The sequence below is a fragment of the Exiguobacterium sp. s89 genome (assembly GCF_018617735.1).
Lineage (GTDB): Bacteria > Bacillota > Bacilli > Exiguobacteriales > Exiguobacteriaceae > Exiguobacterium > Exiguobacterium marinum.
In genome coordinates, this window is the sequence record NZ_JACSKS010000001.1 from 224,968 (window position 1) to 241,979 (window position 17,012).

Here is a 17,012-nt window from a genome sequence, read left to right on the forward strand (position 1 = left end):
GGGAGAACGATGAAGGCAATCAAATTATTTTTAACGACGGTATTACTGATCTTTGTTGCAGCATGTGGGAATGAACAGGCGGTTGAGTTCTCGGATTCATTCGATGCTGCGACTGAGTCGGCAAAAGGATCGACCGTCAACCTATATATGTGGGGTGGAGACGAGGGGATCAATAGCTATATTGATGACTATGTGGCACCACGACTCGAAGAATCGTACGAGGTTGAGTTGAACCGGGTCGCGATGGATGCGGCCGAATTCGTGCGCCAGCTGTCACTCGATCAAAAAGCGGATCGAGAGGTCGGGACGATTGATGTCGTTTGAATCAACGGTGACAATTTCCGAAATGCAAAAGAAGCTGAATTACTCCGTGATGGATTGATGGAACGTATCCCGAACGCCAAGTTGTTGAATGAGACGGCTCAACAATCAGATGCCGGCACCCCTACGGATGATATGGAACTCGCTTGGGGAAATGTTCAATTCATCTTGCATTACGACGCAGCGAAAGTTGACAATCCTCCACAATCGTTTGAGGAATTACGTCGCTGGACCGAAGACAATCCGGGTCGTTTCACGTATCCTGAAGTCACTGATTTCACCGGTAATGCATTTATTCGTCATCTTTTATTTGAACGCTACGGTGCTGAATTAGAAGAGAATGCGACCATTGAGGAGTCGTTCTGGGATGACTTGAAAGCGTGGTCCCCGAATTTATGGAAAGAAGGACGGACATATCCAAAAACGCTTGAGCAGCTCGATCAGCTCTACGCTTCGGGGGATGTGTGGATGACGATGGGATTTAATGAACGCCGAGCCGAAGCAGAAGTGGCAAATGGCATCTTCCCAAAAGAGACACGTGCCCTCGTCCTCGATCACTCGATCGCGTCGACACACTTCTTAGCGATACCGTTCAATGCGCCGAATCCGGACGGAGCGCTCGTCCTCATCGAAGAACTGCTATCACCGGAAGCCCAACTCGTGAAACAAGGGCCTGACTATTGGGGAGACGGGACATCGCTTGACTTGACCAAACTGGATGAAGCGGACCAACAAGCATTCGAAGCACTTGGAGATGGCAAGACGTATCCGGACACAGAGCAGTTACAGGAACGTTCCATTCCAGACTATGGACCGGACGTGATTGATGCCGTACGTGAGGAATGGTCACGTGTTGCGAAGTAGTGTCGCATTGACGATTGTCCTATCACTTTTATCACTCGTATCCATCGTCTTTTTGGGAATGGAAGCGGTTGGTACAGATTGGGCATCGCTTCTGACGGATGAGACGTGGCGGGACAGTCTGTTCATGACGCTATACGTTGTCAGTGTATCGACCATCCTGTCGCTCATCATCGGGACATGGCTTGCGAGGACCGCCGTTCAACAGAAGTGGCGCATCACGTCGTCGGTCATCCGAATCCCGATGTTCGTCCCTCATATTGCCGCTGCTTATTTGATCTTATTATTTTTCAGTGGACCGTTCGGCAGTGGCTGGATCGAGGCGAATGAAAGAGACTATGTGACGGTCATCCTGACATACATATGGAAGGAGACCCCGTTTGTCTTTTTGATGATGCTCGGTACGTATGAACAATTGAATCGGGGATATTTAGAGACGGCGAAGACGCTCCAACTCTCCCCAGTCGAACAATTCAAGCATGCAGAATTTCCATTTTTGATTAAACCACTGCTTGATGCGACTTGGATTATGATTGCGTTCGTTTCGTTCGCGTATGAAGTACCTGCATTACTTGGAGTGACCTATCCAAAACTACTTGGAGTACTCGCATATGAACGGCTGTCGACAGGCCTCTATTTGGAAGCGAGTGAGCCGTATGCTGTGGCGCTTGTCTGGACATGGGTTGTCGGATGTGGTGTGTGTATTTCATATTGGCTGACCTCTTCCATTCGTCGTCGAATTGAACGCGGGGTGAAACGATGATTCGTCAGCTTATCATCATCTGTTTCATCTTGATTCCGTTCATCACCCTATTCCAAGCGGTACCGACAGCTGAAATCGGGAACGATATGACGATGCTAAATACGATCGGGTTGACGGTCATCTTATCCGCGGTCAACGTGTGGTTATCAATGGCATTCGCCTGGTGGCTTCTTTGGACAGAATCGAGATGGCGTCACGTTCTAGAGTGGCTCGTTTTTTTACCACTGTTCATCCCAATGCTCGCGATGCTGTTCGGTCTTTACTTGATCTTGGCGGAAGCGGGTTTGATTGGGACGTATATCGGTGTCGTGATTGCCTTACTTATCGTGACATTGCCGTATTCAATCCGTCTCGCTTATAACGGGATGGCGGTCATCGGTCGTCCACTCTTAGAACAGGCACGGCTTTTGACGGTAAAGCGTCGTCTCGTTTATGTACTATTTCCGCTTTTCTCACAAACGATGCGAACCATCGTATTATTTACGACGGTCATTCTGCTCAGTCAATTCGCGTTAGTCCAATTGATTGGTGCAGGATTGATTCCGACGGTAACGACTGAACTGTATCAATCTTATGCGGGGAATAACCGAAACCTCGCGCTCTCGAACACTTGGATGCTCATCATTATCCCTGTTCTCCTCTATTTCCTGCTCTCAGGATTGAGTCAGTGGACGGTGCGCTTCCTGAAAGGACGTCTTCAATGAGTTTGAAAGTACAAGCATTACGTAAACGGTATGGAACGAGACAAGTGTTAGATGGTATTGATTTTGAAGTCATTCCACATGACATCCACGCCATCGTTGGAGTCAGCGGCTCTGGGAAGTCAACCATTCTACGAATCATTGCAGGACTTGATACGAGTGATGAAGGAGAAGTGTTCTGGAATCACCGTTCTTTGTTAAAGGTTCCTGCACACAAGCGGCGTGTGACGATGTTGTCCCAGTCCGCTTTATTGTTTCCGCATTTGACAGTGGGTGAGAATGTCACACTCGCGACCCGTTCGCGTTCCCGGGAACAGGCAGAGAGGTGGTTGAACGTTGTCCGTCTCGGTGACCGTTACGATGCGGAAGTTCACGAATTATCAGGTGGTGAGCAACAACGCGTCAGTCTCGCACGTGCGCTGGCTGCTGAGCCGGAAGTCCTTTTATTGGACGAACCGTTCACGAACCTCGATCCAAACCTGAAGTTCGACCTGCAACGGTTCATTCGTGATTTGGTCAAGGAGCTCGACCTCACGGCGGTTTTGGTCACACATGACCGTGAAGAGGCGATGCTGATGGCTGACCGAGTGACACTACTTGAGTCAGGTAAAGTGACATCAACAGGGACGGCGAAAGAGTTGTATGAAAGCGCACCAGGGTTTGGTGACTTTCTCATGATTGATGGGGAATTGCGGCCACTGTCCGACGTCATGGTGTCGGAAGCGGTCGGTGAGCCCGTACGATTGATGAAAAAAATCTATCGGTTCGGTCAAAGTTTTGGTGAATATCATTTCGAGGATGGACGTTCGGTCATGTTACCGACGCACGAATCATTCCAAGTCGGGACGATGTACCGAATTAAACGAAAGGAGGGATAACATGCTCGATACTTATGGAAGTCGATACGTCAAACCGGTCATTGAACGAGGAGCAGACCGATTGCTCAAGTGGAATTTCACACCGAACGAGGTAACAATTCTAGGGGGAATTATTGGGATTTCAACAGGCATCTTTATTTACAACGATATGCACTGGACAGCCGTGATTCTACTGTGGATTTCCGGACTATTTGACGTCTTAGATGGAACGATGGCTAGAAAGTCGAAAACGAGTGGGTTTGGGACAGTGCTTGATCTTGTGCTCGATCGATTCGTCGAGTTGTCTGTAGTGATTGCGCTTGCACTTCGATATCCGGAATATATGCCGATCTTTCTCATTCTGATCGCTTCTTTTGTGATCGCAATGACGCTATTCCTCGCAGTAGGAGCGAGTAGTTCGAGGCGGTCGGAAAAGACGTTTTATTACCAACCTGGAATCATTGAACGGACGGAATGTTTCATCCTATTTACCTTGATGATTCTCTTCCCGAACTGGGTCGGTGGGATTGCCCTCATTTTTCTCCTACTCGAAGTGATGACGATTACACAACGATTCATTGAGGCGCGGAGGATTTTGCGATGAAACCGACATTGGTATTGGCCGGGCTCGGTCATGGTCAGCTTGAAATTCTCGATCGGATTGAGGAGATTCGTGAACATTATGAAGTTCTCTTTATTGGAAAATGTCAAACGGTGTACACAGGAGCGTTTCCGCAAGTGATCGCCGGACTCATGAATTCCGCAACGGTCCGACTGCCTCAACTTGAACCGGCCGCAGAACGGATTCTCGCGATCGATCCTCATTTACAGACCGTTCAAACAGAAAAGGGGCCGTTTCATTACGACCGACTTGTGCTGGCAACTGGTGCAGTGAGCCGAGGAATCGGGACCCCGCTTAAACCGATGTCACAAGCTTTACTTGACCGCATCGATTCGAGTTCACAAGTAACCATCGTCGGCGGTGGAAAAGCGGGCGTTGAATTGGCATTTACGTGCGTCCGGACGAAAAAAGTCACGCTGTATGCGAAGCGAGTCTTACCCGACGTGTCGACCCGCCGACAGAAACAGATGGAACGCTTATTGGTAAGGTCTGGAGTAGTGGTCATAAAACAAAGGAAAAACGATGAGTCCTCTGAAGGACTTGTGCTTGATGCAACAGGGGTCGTTCCAGTGAACTGGTGGTCTGAATCGGGCCTCGCAAAACAGGATCAATTTATTGAGACAGACGCGTATTTGCGTCATCATCAGTTCTCAACGATTTATGTGACGGGAGACATGTCCTCCACTTTAAACGGTGGGGTCGATGCTGTCCGATCTGGTCGATACGTTGCGGAACGATTGCTCGGTGAAACGACGCGACCGTTTCGGAAACGTCAATCGATGAACATTTTATTGACGACAACGGGACACGCACTGTTGACGTTCGGACGTTTCAGTTGGCATGGACGACTTCCATATTATTTGAAGCGATTCATCGACTCGCGGTATGTACGTCATTACAATTGAAAAACTCCTGCAGCCGAATGGTCTGCAGGAATCAGTTCATGCTTGAATCGTATCGAGGAATGAACGGATTTGCATCTCCGTCTTGGCGTTTGCCGAGTGGAGGTGTTCTTGTTTTGCCCCGTCTTTATAGTAGAGAAGTGAAGGGATGCCGCGAACTTCTTGTGCATCAGATAAATCTGGGAGTTCGTCGCGGTCGACGACATGCCAGTTGAACTGTGGATAGTCTTTGACGAGCTCGTCGACATACATGTCCAGACGTTTGCAGTCCGGGCACCATGATGTGGTGAAGACCACCATTCCATGATCTTTTGTAGCTTCGTCAAATTGTTGTGATGAATGAATCGGTTGCATAGACAACTCTCCTTTCTTCTATCTATTTTGTCGGGTTTTAAACAAGTCGTCAACAGATTGGCATTCTCGAATCCGTGAGAGAATGTGATACACTTATAAAAATAGTATGATAAGGAAAAGGTGATGGATATGGCGTTACGTCACGCATTGCTCGGGTTATTGACCCATCAGCCTGCGACCGGGTATGCCCTGAACGCGACGTTCAAGGCGCAGATGATTCATTTTTGGAACGCACATCATACACAGATTTATCGGGAACTGTTGAAGATGGAAGACGACGCGCTCGTCTCGGCGGAGCACATTTCACAGCAAGAGTTACCGGATAAAAAAATATACTCCATCACGGATCAAGGACGAGAAGAGTTGATCAATTGGCTGCGTCAACCGACGTCTTTCCAGCCGAAAATGAAGGATGAGAATTTGTTACGAGTCAGTTTGCTTCAATTGTTGCCAGTCGAGGAAGCGGTCCGGTATATCGAAGAAACGAAAGCTCATCACGAACAAGTCGCGCAACAGATCCGGATGTTTCAGGAGGAACATCAATCAGACGAAGATACGCTCGGCTACTTATTGACGAGTGAATATGCCATTCGAATGATGGAAAACTATGCCGGATGGGCAGACTGGGCAATCGAACAGATAAAAGCACGCAGTGAAAAACACGTGACCTGAATGAATCAGGTCACGTGTTTTGTATAAGGATGAATCGGTAAACGGGCGAGTAATCGGCCAAGTACGTCCTCATCAATTTCAGTCTCGAATGCACGGATCGTCTGTTGCAACTGTTCGACTGAAGATGCGCCAGGTAAGACGACGTCGCAAAACCGCTTTGCGGCTCCGAGTGCATATGCCTGAATCGGTTTAGGCATCATGGCAAGCTCGCTTGCAAGGTCCTCTTTTCGCCATGCCTCGAAACCTTTGTCACCAAGGCGTGCCTCCCATTCATCTGTCAAAAGTCCTTTGGCGAGCACGCCACGACCGACAATCGATATGGAGTAGTCAAGCGTTTCCGGACGCCGATCGAGAAGCGAGTATGGGGTCATGAGCATATCTAGAGCATTTGACTCGACCCATCGTTTGATGACGTTCGGCCGAATCGAGGAGAGGCCGATTTGGCGGATCACACCGTCTCGCTTTTGTTTTTGTGCCCATTCAATCGTGGCGTCGAGGTCATCCTCGAGCGTACCACCGTGAATATAGTACAAATCGAGATAATCTGTACGCAATCGCTCAAGCGACCCGTGGAGTGCTACGTCTAAGTAGGATGGATTTGGATTCCAGCGCATCCCCTCCTCAGTCAGCTCATTCCCCCCTTTACTCGTCAAAAAGAGGTGCTTTCGTTCGTGACCTAACGTTTCGCCAATAACGCGTTCGACATCTTGTCGTGCATAGACATCTGCTGTGTCGATATGGCGAATCCCTGATTGAATGGCCGTCTCGAGGATTCGCTTCGCCTCGTTCTCACCATGTTTTAAAATCGTCATCGTCCCGAGCCCGAGTTCGCTCATCTAGATTCCTCCTTGTTCGAAATGTAGGTTTGACTCATAATCAGAGTATATCGAAAAGTGAGGAGTAATCATATGGAAGAAACAACGATTGAGCGGGAAGTCATCTATCAAGGCAAAATCTTCGACGTAGAAAAACATGTCGTCTCCCTTCCGAATGGAAACACATCTGTGCGAGAACTCGTCTATCATAACGGGGCGGTCGCCGTCCTCGTCGTCGATGAATCAGAAAAAATCGTCATGGTGGAACAATATCGAAAGGCGTTCGAATCGATGTCACTCGAAATTCCTGCCGGTAAATTGGAAAAAGGAGAGGAACCTCTAGCGAGTGCCAAGCGAGAATTAGAAGAAGAGACGGGTTATACCGCCGAGTCGCTTGAAAAAATCTTTTCGTTCTACGGGGCACCGGGATTTTGTAGTGAACGAGTTGACGTGTTTGTCGCAAAAGGACTATCTGCGGGTGAGATGAACTTGGACGAAGATGAATTTTTAAATGTGAAACGATACACCTTTGACGAAGCTGTCGATTTGCTTGACCGAGGCATCATTACCGACGCGAAGACAATCATGGCGATTCAATGGTGGCAATTGTCCAGATTGAAATAATTCTAATCTGTAATTTTATATGGTAAACTTACATAGTAATGATTTTAAATTGAAAATTGCCTAAAACTTCGGTATGCTTTGAGTAGTGAACTATGTAAAGAGGGGGCGCCTTATGGAAACGCGAATTGAACGAATTAAACAGCAATTGAGCGCCAAAGGATATAAACTGACACCACAGCGTGAATCGACGGTACGCATCTTACTCGAGAATGAGAGCGACCATTTGAGTGCGGAGAACGTGTTCATGCTCGTCAAGAGCATCGCGCCAGAGATCGGACTTGCTACTGTGTATCGGACACTTGAGTTGTTAACTGAGCTTGGTGTCGTCGATAAAGTCAACTTCGGTGACGGGGTCGCGCGTTTTGACCTGAGACCGGAAGGGGCGAACCATTCGCACCATCATCTCGTCTGTGTCGAATGCGGCTCGGTTGAAGAAATCATGGAAGACTTGCTTGTCGACGTTGAGAAGAAAGTCGAGAGCAAATATGAATTTTTGATTAAAGACCATCGCTTGACGTTTCATGGCATTTGTAAAGTATGCCAAGCAAAAGGCGTCACGCTTGAAGGTCATAAAGCAGTCATCAACGGTTAACCTTACATGCAAACCATCCTTGAATGAGGATGGTTTTTTATTGTCATCATAAGAAAAAATAGTCACTGTTATTTTGTCACAAAAAAGTGATAAAAAAATGAGGTCAGACATCTTCACAACGGTTTACATAAGTGATATGCTGTAAGCGTATTCAGGTGAAACGAGGAAGGAGGAGGGTATGATGCGTTCGCATATCGAGTCATTTCTTCAATATATGACTGTTGAAAAGCGGATGTCCGCAAACACGAGACAGGCGTATGCGAGCGATTTAACGCAATACGCATCGACTTTGACCCAACTCGGGGTGGAAGATTGGAATGAAGTGACGCGTTCGCATATCGTCAAACATATCGAAGAATTGTCTCAAGCCGGACGTGCTTCCTCGTCTTTGAGACGGGCTGTCAGTTCAATCCGCATGTTCCATCATCATTTAAAGATGACCGGGATCACGACGACCGATCCGTCCCTCTATCTAGAGACGCCAAAAGCAGAGAAACAACTTCCGGATACTTGGTCACAAGCGGAAGTCGAACGTCTATTGGATAGTGTCCCGACATCCGACCCGCTCTCGTTACGAGACCGGGCGATGCTTGAACTCTTGTATGGGACCGGGATGCGGGTCAGTGAACTTTTAGGTCTTGATTTGGATGATTTACAGTTCGAATTGGGGTATCTACAATGTGAAGGGAAAGGCGAGCGCGCACGAATCATTCCGGTTTCTTCGGTCGCCCAAGGGTTTGTCGAGCGCTATATTCAACAAGCTCGTAACGGACTCGGCGGCAGAGAGACAGAGGCGCTCTTTTTAAATGGCAGAGGAGGCCGGCTCAGTCGTCAAGGATTTTGGAAGATAATCAAACGACGTGCCAAACTTGCTGGAATTGACAAAGAGATCACACCTCATGTACTCCGTCATTCCTTTGCGACACACCTGCTCGAGAATGGAGCGGACTTACGTGCCATTCAACAGATGCTCGGTCATGCGGACCTGGCGACGACACAAGTGTATACACACGTCAACAAGTCGCGCTTGCATGATGTGTATCGCAAGCATCACCCTCGTGCCTAGACATCGAAAAGGAGGAATTTTTTGTGAAGAAGTTTAAACGTATTTTCTTAGTAGTCATGGACTCGGTCGGCATCGGTGAAGCACCGGATGCTGAACAGTTCGGTGACAAAGGAGCCGACACGCTCGGACATATTGCACGTGAGCATAACGGATTGAATATGCCGAATATGGGTAAACTCGGACTCTCAAACATCAAACCGATTCAAGGGATCGATGTATCTGATGCACCAAGTGCATATGGTCGTATGGAAGAAATTTCAGCTGGTAAAGATACGATGACGGGTCACTGGGAGATCATGGGCCTTCATATCGAGACACCGTTCCGTGTCTTTGAAAAGTTCCCGGACGATTTGATTCATCGCCTAGAAGAGTTCAGTGGCCGTAAAGTAATCGGGAATAAACCGGCATCAGGTACAGAGATTCTTGACGAGCTCGGTGAAGAGCACGTCAATACGGGAGCTCTGATCGTTTATACATCTGCAGACTCGGTCCTTCAAATCGCTGCACATGAAGACATCGTGCCAATTGATGAGTTGTATCGAATCTGTGAATACGCGCGTGAAATCACGCGTGAAGACCCGTACATGCTCGGCCGCATCATCGCCCGTCCGTTCATCGGGACGCCTGGAGCGTGGGTCCGTACGGCAAATCGTCATGACTATGCACTCAAACCTTTCGGGAAGACGGTCATGAACACACTTGAAGAGGATGGTAAAGACGTCATCGCCCTCGGGAAGATCAGTGACATTTATGATGGGGAAGGCGTAACGAAGGCCATTCGTACGAAATCGAACATGGACGGAATGGACAAATTGGTCGATTCGCTCGAAGAAGACTTCGAAGGACTTTGCTTCTTGAACTTGGTCGACTTTGACGCCTTGTTCGGTCATCGTCGTGACCCAGAAGGCTATGCGGTCGCACTTGAAGAATATGATGCTCGACTTCCTGAAGTGATGGAGCGTCTTCGGGAAGATGACTTACTCATCATCACAGCGGACCACGGGAATGACCCGGTTCATGCTGGGACAGACCACACGCGTGAATACGTGCCGCTCATCGTTCACCATAACGGGGCGAAATCAGCGGACTTAGGCATTCGTGGTACGTTCGCAGACATCGGCGCGACCGTTGCTGAAAACTTTGACGTCGCGGCACCATCAAACGGAAAGAGTTTCTTAAACGAAATTTGAGGAGGCAATATTCATGGTAAATTGGAATGAAACAAAAGCGTATTTGCAAGAGCGTATGGGCGATACACCAGAAATCGGACTCATTCTCGGGTCGGGGCTTGGAGTCCTCGCGGACGAAATCGAGAACCCGGTCGCAATTCCATATGAGGAAATCCCGCACTTCCCAGTATCGACTGTCGAAGGACATGCAGGACAACTCGTGTTCGGAGAGCTTGAAGGAAAGCGCGTCGTCGCGATGCAAGGACGATTCCACTTCTATGAAGGATACTCGATGGAACAGGTGACGTTCCCGGTCCGTGTCCTCAAATTGATCGGAGTCGAAACACTCATCGTCACGAACGCAGCAGGTGCATGTAACGAAACGTTCAACCCAGGAGACTTGATGATTATCACAGATCACATCAACTTCTTTGGGACTAGCCCGCTCATCGGGAAGAACGCGAGCGAATTCGGGACACGCTTCCCGGATATGTCAGAAGCGTATGATAAGGAACTTGTGAAATTGACGGAACGCGTGGCATCAGACCTTGGGCTCTCTGTACAAAAAGGTGTTTACTTCGGTAATACGGGTCCAACATACGAAACGCCAGCGGAAGTCAAAATGGCACGTCATCTCGGTGGAGACGTCGTCGGAATGTCGACGGTCCCGGAAGTGATCGTCGCGCGTCACTCGGATATGCGTGTCCTCGGGATTTCATGTGTTTCGAACATGGCTGCGGGAATTTTAGATCAACCACTCAATCATGAAGAAGTCATCGAGACAACAGAACGTGTTCGTCAAGACTTCCTGTCACTCGTTCGTGGCACGATTAAAAACATGTAAGTAACTTTATTTTAGGAGGACGACAGTTATGCGTATGGTCGATTTGATTTTGAAAAAACGTAACGGTGGAGAATTAAACGAAGAGGAGATTCGCTTTGTGGTCGAAGGATTCACGAACGAGTCGATTCCTGACTATCAAATGTCTGCATTGTCAATGGCCATCTACTTCAATGGGATGACTGAAAATGAGACGGCAGCTTTGACGATGGAAATGGTCAAGTCAGGGGACACGATTGACCTTTCGAATATCGAAGGGAAGAAAGTCGACAAACACTCAACAGGCGGAGTCGGGGATAAAATCAGCTTGATTGTGGCACCACTCGTCGCATCAATCGGTATCCCGGTCGCGAAGATGAGCGGTCGTGGACTCGGCCACACTGGCGGAACGATTGATAAGCTCGAATCATTCCCGGGGTTTGACGTTGAATTGACAGAAAAACAATTCACGAAACAAGTGAACGATATCAAGATGTCAATCATCGGTCAGACTGGAAACTTGACGCCAGCGGACAAGCGTCTCTATGCGCTTCGTGATGTAACGGCTACAGTCGAGTCGATTCCACTCATTGCAAGCTCAATTATGTCGAAGAAAATCGCAGCGGGTGCAGACAGTATCGTCCTTGATGTCAAGACAGGTTCTGGTGCATTCATGAAGTCGTTTGATGATGCGAAAGCACTCGCAGAAGAGATGGTCGCGATTGGGAAGAACGTAGGCCGTAAGACGGTCGCTGTCATCACGGATATGGACCAACCACTCGGGTTTGAAATCGGCAATGCGAACGAAGTGAAAGAAGCGATTGAAGTTCTGTCTGGTAAAGAAGTTGAAGACTTGAAAACAATCGCTCTCACAATCGCAGGACATATGGCAGTACTGGGTGATTTCTATCCAACTTTTGAAGAAGCGTATGCGGACCTCGAGAAACGGATTGCGGACGGTCATGCCCTCGAGGTGTTCCGCAAATTTATCGAAGCCCAAGGTGGAGACGCGTCACTCGTCGATGACGTGACCAAATTGCCACAAGCTTCGTACGAGGCGACATTCGTTGCGAAAGAGGCTGGATACGTCGAGTCGATCATCGCAGACGAAGTGGGTGTCGCGGCGATGCTCCTCGGTGCAGGACGCGCGACGAAAGAAGATAAAATCGACTTTGCGGCAGGCATCACGCTTGAGAAGAAAGTCGGTGACCGTGTCGAGGCGGGAGACGTAATTGCAGTACTTCGCTCGAACATCGAAGACATGTCTTCAGCTGTCGAACGTTTAGACCATGCGTATACGATTGGTGCGACGAAACCAGAAGCCCGTCCACTCGTTCACGCTGTCATCCAATAAGACAGAACGTCTGTTTCCACAAAAAAAGTGGAGACAGACGTGTTTTTTTGATAAGATGGGTAATGTGAATGAAGAACAGCAGGATACATATACGAAAAAGGGGTTGCTTGACACATGAAAAAAGGCTCAATGAAACTTGAAAATGGCGAAATGATTGAATTTGATTTATTCCACAATGAAGCACCGATCACGGTTGAAAACTTCGAAAAACTTGCGAACAGCGGCTTTTATAACGGATTGACGTTCCACCGTGTCATCCCTGGGTTCGTCAGCCAAGGCGGTTGCCCACAAGGGACAGGAATGGGCGGCGCTGGCTACACGATTCCATGCGAGACATCGACATCGTTCCCTCACAAACACGAAGCAGGGTCACTGTCGATGGCACACGCAGGACGTGACACAGGATCTTCACAATTCTTCATCGTCCATGAGCCACAGCCACACTTGGATGGGGTTCACACCGTATTCGGTAAAGTGACATCTGGACTTGAGCACGCAGTCAAGCTTCGTCAAGGAACGAAGATGGCTGAAGTGAAAGTTTGGGACGAGAATTGATTTTTGCCTGAAGGTTATGGCACAATGAACCATGTCTCTCACGTGTTCACGTCGTGAAACTTGAATGACTAAAGGTGGTGAACCCAGCGATGCTGGTAAAATATAAACGTTCTCATGAAAAGACGGCGATGGGTCTACTCGCATTCTCATGTAGTGACAAATCTCCGCTCAGCTTGCTTGAACTCGTCCGATTGTACGACGAGGAGGAGTCGAAGTTCCTCTACTTGTGGAAAGTCGGTGAAGACTTCGTTGGCATCATTGGTATGGAGCAAAAAGGCACGACGATGGTCATCGACCATATCGCCTTGTCGCCATCATTCCGTGGCGAGAAACGTTCTTACGAGCTTCTAGACGAGGTAAGAAACGTCCTTCCACTTGATTTGACGTTAACCGGTACAGGCAAGACGGGCGATTTATTGGACAAATGGAATCAATTGGTCGTCTGATGACAAAAAGCCCCCGCAATCACATCCGTGACTGCGGGGGTTTTACACGTCGTTATAAGTTAATCGAAGCAATCTGGAGAGCTGGTTGATTGAGTTCGAGCTTTTGAAAAAACACAACGTATGATTTGTCAAAGGCTCAGGATCATCCTCTCGCGCGTTGCCGTTCTAAAAGCGCTAACTCCCGTTCCGTGATGACGTCACTGCGGTCACGATGAAGATGCTTGTGCACGAGCTCCTCGAACGACAGCTCCGTTGTCGGGAACGACGGTTTCAGTGATTCGACCGTCTTACGAACTTCTTGTTGCAAGGGAAGTGTCGTTATTAACGGCCATTCATCAAGCTGTGAGATAAATGCTTCGACATCTAGACCGAGCTCATTCAAATAGGGAGAAGCGACGTCCACTTTTTGACGTAAGAGACGCAAGCTCTTTTTCGCACCGATGAGATTATCGCGCCGAAGATGATAGTGAATGACGGCGTATTGAATGAGTGCCGCATAGCCGTGATGTTGTCGTCCACCTTCCTGCCATGCCTCTTCTAATACCTCATGACATTCGAAATAATCGGCATGACATTCAAAAAGCAACGTATAATGAATAAAAGGGGTCATGAATCAATTTTCTCCTTTCGTGTCCACGGTGTTATAAAACATGTTATACTAAAGCGCAAAAATGTAAAATGGCAGGTGTCTCTATGGAAGCCTATAACGTTAAAATTGATACGTTCGAAGGTCCACTCGACCTGTTGCTCCATTTGATCGGAAAAATGGAGATTGATATCGTCGACATTTCCGTGGCAGAAGTCACTGACCAGTATGTCGGCTATATTCGCACGATGCAAAAATTTGAACTCGACGTGGCCAGTGAATACTTGGTCATGGCGGCAACGTTGCTCCAATTGAAGAGTAAGCAGTTGCTACCGCCCGTTCCGGTCGAGGATGACGAGGATGTTCCAGATTTCAGTGATGAACCGACGCGTGAAGGACTCATTCGTCAATTGATCGAATACAAAGCTTATAAAGAAGCAGTCGTTTTTATGCGCGAACAAGAAGAAAACCGTCTTGAACTGTATACGCGACCAGGTGAAGATTTGACGACGTACATGTCAGACGAGGTGTCGAAGTATGACGGCCCCCTCAACTTTTCGGATCTTCTCCACGCCTATTCAAAGATGATTGAACGTAAACGTTGGAAAGAGCGACGCAAAAAGACGATCAAACGTGAAGAGCGAACTCTTGAAGAACAGATGATACGACTTCATGACCACGTGTCCTCGACGCGACAAACATCGTTTTTCGCCTTCTTTGTAGAACGACCGAACATCTCGGATCTCGTGGTGACGTTTATGGCGCTCCTTGAGTTGATTAAGCTCAGGGTCGTCGAGACGAAACAACTCGACCAAGACATTCAAATTTCGTTCATCGAATCATCAAAGAAAGGGGATGAAGCGGTTGTTGTCTTATGAAACGATTATCGAAGGATTGCTATTCGTCGTCGGTGATGAGGGAATGGAAGTGCGTGCTCTCGCCGAGACACTCGATATCTCAGAAGCCGCGGCACGCGAACAGCTCAGTAAGCTAGAGATCTCATTCAACAAATCGAATCGACCGTTTCAACTAATGGAGTCGGCAGGAGTCTACAAGCTCGTGACCATTCCTGACGTTGCTCCCTACATTCAAAAGTATGTCGGGACGATGGCTGAGCAGGCGCTCTCGCGTGCGGCGATGGAGACTTTGGTCATCATCGCTTACAAACAGCCGGTCACACGGGCAGATATCGAAGAAATTCGTGGTGTCAAAGTGGAGCGTGTCATTCATACGCTACTGTCGAAAGGGTTAATTGAATCGGCAGGACGTGCAAAAACGATCGGCCGTGCCAAGTTATATCGCACGACTGAGCACTTCCTCGATCACTTCGGATTTAATTCACTCGAGGAATTACCACCATTAACATTTGAAGATGAACTGACGGACGAAGGAGATTTGTTCTTCGGTCAGGAATCATCGAAGCAAGAAGAGAGATTGGAGAAGGATTAATGATATGGAACGTTTACAAAAAGTAATCGCACAAGCGGGGATCGCCTCACGCCGGAAAGCAGAAGAAATGATTTTAGATGGTCGCGTCCGCGTCAATGGGAAAGTTGTCCGGGAACTCGGGACAAAAGTTGGGCCGAAAACGGAGATTGAGGTCGATGGTGTCAAAATCGAACAAGAAGAACATGTCTATTACTTACTATACAAACCGAGCGGCTATGTATCGACGGTAGAAGATGACAAAGGGCGCAAAGTCATCACAGACCTCGTACCACCAGGGGCACGTGTTTTCCCTGTCGGACGTCTTGACTACAATACGACAGGTCTCATCATCTTGACGAACGATGGAGAGTTCTCAAACATGATGACGCACCCGAAATATAAAATCCAAAAGCGCTATGTGGCGAAAGTGAAGAATGTCCCGTCATACTTGGCCATTAAACAACTTGAGTCAGGCGTGGAGCTCGATGATGGCTTTAAGACAGGAAGCGCGAAAGTGAAGATGAAGTCTGTGGACCACAAGAAGAACACGGCGATTCTTGAAATCGTCATCTCAGAAGGGCATAATCGTCAAATTCGTCGCATGGTCGAGGCAGTCGGTTCCGAGGTCATTAAACTCAAACGTGAACAGTTCGGTTTCTTGACACTGGACGGTCTCAACACAGGTGACTGGCGTGAGCTCTCACACAAAGAAATCAGTAAGCTTCGTGAACTCGCGAACCCGACTGTTCCGCCGAATCCACGAGGCAAAAAGAAGAAAAAATAACAATAAAAAATCGTCCTGAAATGGGATGATTTTTTTGATTGTGTAAATTGTGTGACAAAAAAATGAAAAAAGTCTGTTAATGTGCGTTTTTAATGTTTTTTCAGTACAATAGCAACTGAAGGATGGTGTGAAAACGATGACAAAAGATCAAAACAAAGACGACCGGATGGAACAAGCGGTCGCAAAAAAGAAAAAGAGGTCATTTTGGCGATTAATGATCATGACGGTCGTTCTCTTTGCGGGAGCCATTACCGTCATGCAACTGTTCGACCAGGCCGGTAACGACGGACGCATCGAGGCGGGAGACGAGGCACCGAACTTCAAACTCGTCACACTCGACGGCTCGACCCTTTACGAACGAAATAACTACGAAGGAAAGGGTATGTTGTTGAATTTCTGGGGCACATTCTGTGAACCATGCAAGAAAGAGATGCCTGTCGTTCAAGAGAATTATGCGACACTTCAGGATATGGGCGTCGATTTTTGGGCTGTGAACGTGGGCGAAACGCCACTTCGCGTCGACAACTTCATCAACGACCTCGGTGTAGGTCTCGATTATCCGATTTTGATGGATACGAAGAGTGAAGTCGAGGGAGCCTATGGCATTTATAATTTACCCGTCACATTCGTCATCGATGGTGAAGGGATTGTAATTGAAAAGTATGAAGGTGAACTCTCGAAAGAAAAATTGATGGAGCTAGCCGAGAAGTCATTGTAAGC

General features: G+C 48.0%; 23 protein-coding genes. 20 read left to right on the forward strand and 3 right to left on the reverse strand.

Features of this window, described 5'->3' with window-relative positions; all coding sequences use genetic code 11:
- Nucleotides 1–9 precede the first annotated feature (9 nt).
- From KNO96_RS14310 to KNO96_RS01170, 7 genes are read left to right on the forward strand one after another with little or no spacing between them, the layout of a single operon-like run.
- Nucleotides 10–324: a type 2 periplasmic-binding domain-containing protein gene (locus KNO96_RS14310; RefSeq protein ID WP_251125027.1), complete on the forward strand. Its 315-nt coding sequence runs from the start codon at nucleotides 10–12 to the stop codon at nucleotides 322–324.
- Between the two features lie 57 nt (nucleotides 325–381).
- Nucleotides 382–1,185, forward strand: a complete 804-nt coding sequence (locus KNO96_RS01145; RefSeq protein ID WP_251125026.1) for an ABC transporter substrate-binding protein — start codon at nucleotides 382–384, stop codon at nucleotides 1,183–1,185.
- Complete coding sequence (locus KNO96_RS01150; protein WP_214701903.1) at nucleotides 1,172–1,945, forward strand: ABC transporter permease; 774 nt, start codon at nucleotides 1,172–1,174, stop codon at nucleotides 1,943–1,945. Before KNO96_RS01145 ends, KNO96_RS01150 begins: the two co-directional genes overlap by 14 nt.
- On the forward strand, nucleotides 1,942–2,649 hold the full coding sequence (locus tag KNO96_RS01155) for an ABC transporter permease subunit (RefSeq protein ID WP_026825801.1): 708 nt from the start codon (nucleotides 1,942–1,944) through the stop codon (nucleotides 2,647–2,649). The genes KNO96_RS01150 and KNO96_RS01155 overlap by 4 nt, the downstream gene beginning before the upstream one ends.
- The gene (locus KNO96_RS01160) at nucleotides 2,646–3,524 is read left to right on the forward strand and encodes an ABC transporter ATP-binding protein (protein ID WP_214701905.1); all 879 of its coding nucleotides are present in this window, start codon (nucleotides 2,646–2,648) and stop codon (nucleotides 3,522–3,524) included. Before KNO96_RS01155 ends, KNO96_RS01160 begins: the two co-directional genes overlap by 4 nt.
- A gap of 1 nt (nucleotide 3,525) precedes the next feature.
- The gene (locus KNO96_RS01165) at nucleotides 3,526–4,107 is read left to right on the forward strand and encodes a CDP-alcohol phosphatidyltransferase family protein (RefSeq protein ID WP_026825803.1); all 582 of its coding nucleotides are present in this window, start codon (nucleotides 3,526–3,528) and stop codon (nucleotides 4,105–4,107) included.
- Nucleotides 4,104–5,030, forward strand: coding sequence for an NAD(P)/FAD-dependent oxidoreductase (locus KNO96_RS01170; protein WP_214701907.1), 927 nt, complete (start codon nucleotides 4,104–4,106; stop codon nucleotides 5,028–5,030). The genes KNO96_RS01165 and KNO96_RS01170 overlap by 4 nt, the downstream gene beginning before the upstream one ends.
- 36 nt (nucleotides 5,031–5,066) lie before the next feature.
- Here the strand turns inward: KNO96_RS01170 and KNO96_RS01175 are convergent, their stop codons facing one another.
- Complete coding sequence (locus KNO96_RS01175) at nucleotides 5,067–5,381, reverse strand: thioredoxin family protein (protein ID WP_026825806.1); 315 nt, start codon at nucleotides 5,379–5,381, stop codon at nucleotides 5,067–5,069.
- 129 nt (nucleotides 5,382–5,510) lie between these two features.
- Here KNO96_RS01175 and KNO96_RS01180 point away from each other — a divergent pair, with 129 nt between their 5' ends.
- The gene (locus KNO96_RS01180) at nucleotides 5,511–6,053 is read left to right on the forward strand and encodes a PadR family transcriptional regulator (RefSeq protein ID WP_026825807.1); all 543 of its coding nucleotides are present in this window, start codon (nucleotides 5,511–5,513) and stop codon (nucleotides 6,051–6,053) included.
- Between the two features lie 5 nt (nucleotides 6,054–6,058).
- Here KNO96_RS01180 and KNO96_RS01185 read toward each other — a convergent pair whose 3' ends face one another.
- Nucleotides 6,059–6,889: an aldo/keto reductase gene (locus tag KNO96_RS01185; protein WP_214701909.1), complete on the reverse strand. Its 831-nt coding sequence runs from the start codon at nucleotides 6,887–6,889 to the stop codon at nucleotides 6,059–6,061.
- Nucleotides 6,890–6,961: 72 nt separating this feature from the next.
- Here KNO96_RS01185 and KNO96_RS01190 point away from each other — a divergent pair, with 72 nt between their 5' ends.
- From KNO96_RS01190 to KNO96_RS01225, 8 genes are all read left to right on the forward strand, one after another.
- On the forward strand, nucleotides 6,962–7,492 hold the full coding sequence (locus tag KNO96_RS01190) for an NUDIX hydrolase (RefSeq protein ID WP_026825809.1): 531 nt from the start codon (nucleotides 6,962–6,964) through the stop codon (nucleotides 7,490–7,492).
- Between the two features lie 112 nt (nucleotides 7,493–7,604).
- Nucleotides 7,605–8,084 (forward strand): ferric iron uptake transcriptional regulator, encoded by a 480-nt coding sequence (gene fur, locus KNO96_RS01195; RefSeq protein ID WP_012726507.1) that lies wholly within the window; start codon nucleotides 7,605–7,607, stop codon nucleotides 8,082–8,084.
- Nucleotides 8,085–8,265: 181 nt separating this feature from the next.
- Nucleotides 8,266–9,150 (forward strand): site-specific tyrosine recombinase XerD, encoded by an 885-nt coding sequence (xerD, locus tag KNO96_RS01200; RefSeq protein WP_026825810.1) that lies wholly within the window; start codon nucleotides 8,266–8,268, stop codon nucleotides 9,148–9,150.
- A 23-nt stretch (nucleotides 9,151–9,173) separates the two neighbouring features.
- The gene (gene deoB, locus KNO96_RS01205; protein WP_026825811.1) at nucleotides 9,174–10,340 is read left to right on the forward strand and encodes a phosphopentomutase; all 1,167 of its coding nucleotides are present in this window, start codon (nucleotides 9,174–9,176) and stop codon (nucleotides 10,338–10,340) included.
- 13 nt (nucleotides 10,341–10,353) lie between these two features.
- Nucleotides 10,354–11,163, forward strand: a complete 810-nt coding sequence (locus KNO96_RS01210; protein ID WP_026825812.1) for a purine-nucleoside phosphorylase — start codon at nucleotides 10,354–10,356, stop codon at nucleotides 11,161–11,163.
- 28 nt (nucleotides 11,164–11,191) lie between these two features.
- Nucleotides 11,192–12,493 (forward strand): pyrimidine-nucleoside phosphorylase, encoded by a 1,302-nt coding sequence (locus KNO96_RS01215; RefSeq protein ID WP_214698869.1) that lies wholly within the window; start codon nucleotides 11,192–11,194, stop codon nucleotides 12,491–12,493.
- A gap of 114 nt (nucleotides 12,494–12,607) precedes the next feature.
- A complete protein-coding gene (locus KNO96_RS01220; RefSeq protein WP_026825814.1) occupies nucleotides 12,608–13,048 on the forward strand; it encodes a peptidylprolyl isomerase in 441 nt (146 codons plus the stop codon).
- An 89-nt stretch (nucleotides 13,049–13,137) separates the two neighbouring features.
- Nucleotides 13,138–13,494 (forward strand): GCN5 family acetyltransferase, encoded by a 357-nt coding sequence (locus KNO96_RS01225; protein WP_026825815.1) that lies wholly within the window; start codon nucleotides 13,138–13,140, stop codon nucleotides 13,492–13,494.
- Nucleotides 13,495–13,636: 142 nt separating this feature from the next.
- On the opposite strand, the gene KNO96_RS01230 is transcribed toward KNO96_RS01225, so the two are convergent.
- On the reverse strand, nucleotides 13,637–14,104 hold the full coding sequence (locus KNO96_RS01230; protein WP_214701911.1) for a DUF309 domain-containing protein: 468 nt from the start codon (nucleotides 14,102–14,104) through the stop codon (nucleotides 13,637–13,639).
- Between the two features lie 83 nt (nucleotides 14,105–14,187).
- Here KNO96_RS01230 and KNO96_RS01235 point away from each other — a divergent pair, with 83 nt between their 5' ends.
- The 4 genes from KNO96_RS01235 (at nucleotide 14,188) to KNO96_RS01250 (ending at nucleotide 17,010) form a co-directional block, all read left to right on the forward strand.
- Complete coding sequence (locus KNO96_RS01235) at nucleotides 14,188–14,958, forward strand: segregation and condensation protein A (protein ID WP_026825817.1); 771 nt, start codon at nucleotides 14,188–14,190, stop codon at nucleotides 14,956–14,958.
- Entirely contained in the window at nucleotides 14,936–15,529 is a 594-nt protein-coding gene (scpB, locus tag KNO96_RS01240) for an SMC-Scp complex subunit ScpB (protein WP_026825818.1), read from the forward strand. The genes KNO96_RS01235 and scpB overlap by 23 nt, the downstream gene beginning before the upstream one ends.
- A 4-nt stretch (nucleotides 15,530–15,533) precedes the next feature.
- Nucleotides 15,534–16,292, forward strand: a complete 759-nt coding sequence (locus tag KNO96_RS01245) for a pseudouridine synthase (RefSeq protein WP_034771018.1) — start codon at nucleotides 15,534–15,536, stop codon at nucleotides 16,290–16,292.
- A gap of 136 nt (nucleotides 16,293–16,428) precedes the next feature.
- Entirely contained in the window at nucleotides 16,429–17,010 is a 582-nt protein-coding gene (locus tag KNO96_RS01250; RefSeq protein ID WP_214701912.1) for a redoxin domain-containing protein, read from the forward strand.
- Nucleotides 17,011–17,012: the final 2 nt, after the last annotated feature.

Bases quoted from the DNA above. Each gene is read 5' to 3' on its own strand.
- KNO96_RS01145 (WP_251125026.1), top strand. From the start codon at position 382: ATGGAACGTATCCCGAACGCCAAGTTGTTGAATGAGACGGCTCAACAA.
- KNO96_RS01175 (WP_026825806.1), bottom strand. From the start codon at position 5,381: ATGCAACCGATTCATTCATCACAACAATTTGACGAAGCTACAAAAGAT.
- KNO96_RS01160 (WP_214701905.1), top strand. From the start codon at position 2,646: ATGAGTTTGAAAGTACAAGCATTACGTAAACGGTATGGAACGAGACAA.
- KNO96_RS01245 (WP_034771018.1), top strand. From the start codon at position 15,534: ATGGAACGTTTACAAAAAGTAATCGCACAAGCGGGGATCGCCTCACGC.
- KNO96_RS01230 (WP_214701911.1), bottom strand. From the start codon at position 14,104: ATGACCCCTTTTATTCATTATACGTTGCTTTTTGAATGTCATGCCGAT.
- KNO96_RS01170 (WP_214701907.1), top strand. From the start codon at position 4,104: ATGAAACCGACATTGGTATTGGCCGGGCTCGGTCATGGTCAGCTTGAA.
- scpB (WP_026825818.1), top strand. From the start codon at position 14,936: ATGAAGCGGTTGTTGTCTTATGAAACGATTATCGAAGGATTGCTATTC.
- KNO96_RS01155 (WP_026825801.1), top strand. From the start codon at position 1,942: ATGATTCGTCAGCTTATCATCATCTGTTTCATCTTGATTCCGTTCATC.
- KNO96_RS01165 (WP_026825803.1), top strand. From the start codon at position 3,526: ATGCTCGATACTTATGGAAGTCGATACGTCAAACCGGTCATTGAACGA.
- KNO96_RS01190 (WP_026825809.1), top strand. From the start codon at position 6,962: ATGGAAGAAACAACGATTGAGCGGGAAGTCATCTATCAAGGCAAAATC.
- KNO96_RS01220 (WP_026825814.1), top strand. From the start codon at position 12,608: ATGAAAAAAGGCTCAATGAAACTTGAAAATGGCGAAATGATTGAATTT.
- fur (WP_012726507.1), top strand. From the start codon at position 7,605: ATGGAAACGCGAATTGAACGAATTAAACAGCAATTGAGCGCCAAAGGA.
- KNO96_RS01210 (WP_026825812.1), top strand. From the start codon at position 10,354: ATGGTAAATTGGAATGAAACAAAAGCGTATTTGCAAGAGCGTATGGGC.
- xerD (WP_026825810.1), top strand. From the start codon at position 8,266: ATGCGTTCGCATATCGAGTCATTTCTTCAATATATGACTGTTGAAAAG.
- KNO96_RS01215 (WP_214698869.1), top strand. From the start codon at position 11,192: ATGCGTATGGTCGATTTGATTTTGAAAAAACGTAACGGTGGAGAATTA.
- KNO96_RS01180 (WP_026825807.1), top strand. From the start codon at position 5,511: ATGGCGTTACGTCACGCATTGCTCGGGTTATTGACCCATCAGCCTGCG.
- KNO96_RS14310 (WP_251125027.1), top strand. From the start codon at position 10: ATGAAGGCAATCAAATTATTTTTAACGACGGTATTACTGATCTTTGTT.
- KNO96_RS01235 (WP_026825817.1), top strand. From the start codon at position 14,188: ATGGAAGCCTATAACGTTAAAATTGATACGTTCGAAGGTCCACTCGAC.
- KNO96_RS01185 (WP_214701909.1), bottom strand. From the start codon at position 6,889: ATGAGCGAACTCGGGCTCGGGACGATGACGATTTTAAAACATGGTGAG.
- KNO96_RS01250 (WP_214701912.1), top strand. From the start codon at position 16,429: ATGACAAAAGATCAAAACAAAGACGACCGGATGGAACAAGCGGTCGCA.
- KNO96_RS01225 (WP_026825815.1), top strand. From the start codon at position 13,138: ATGCTGGTAAAATATAAACGTTCTCATGAAAAGACGGCGATGGGTCTA.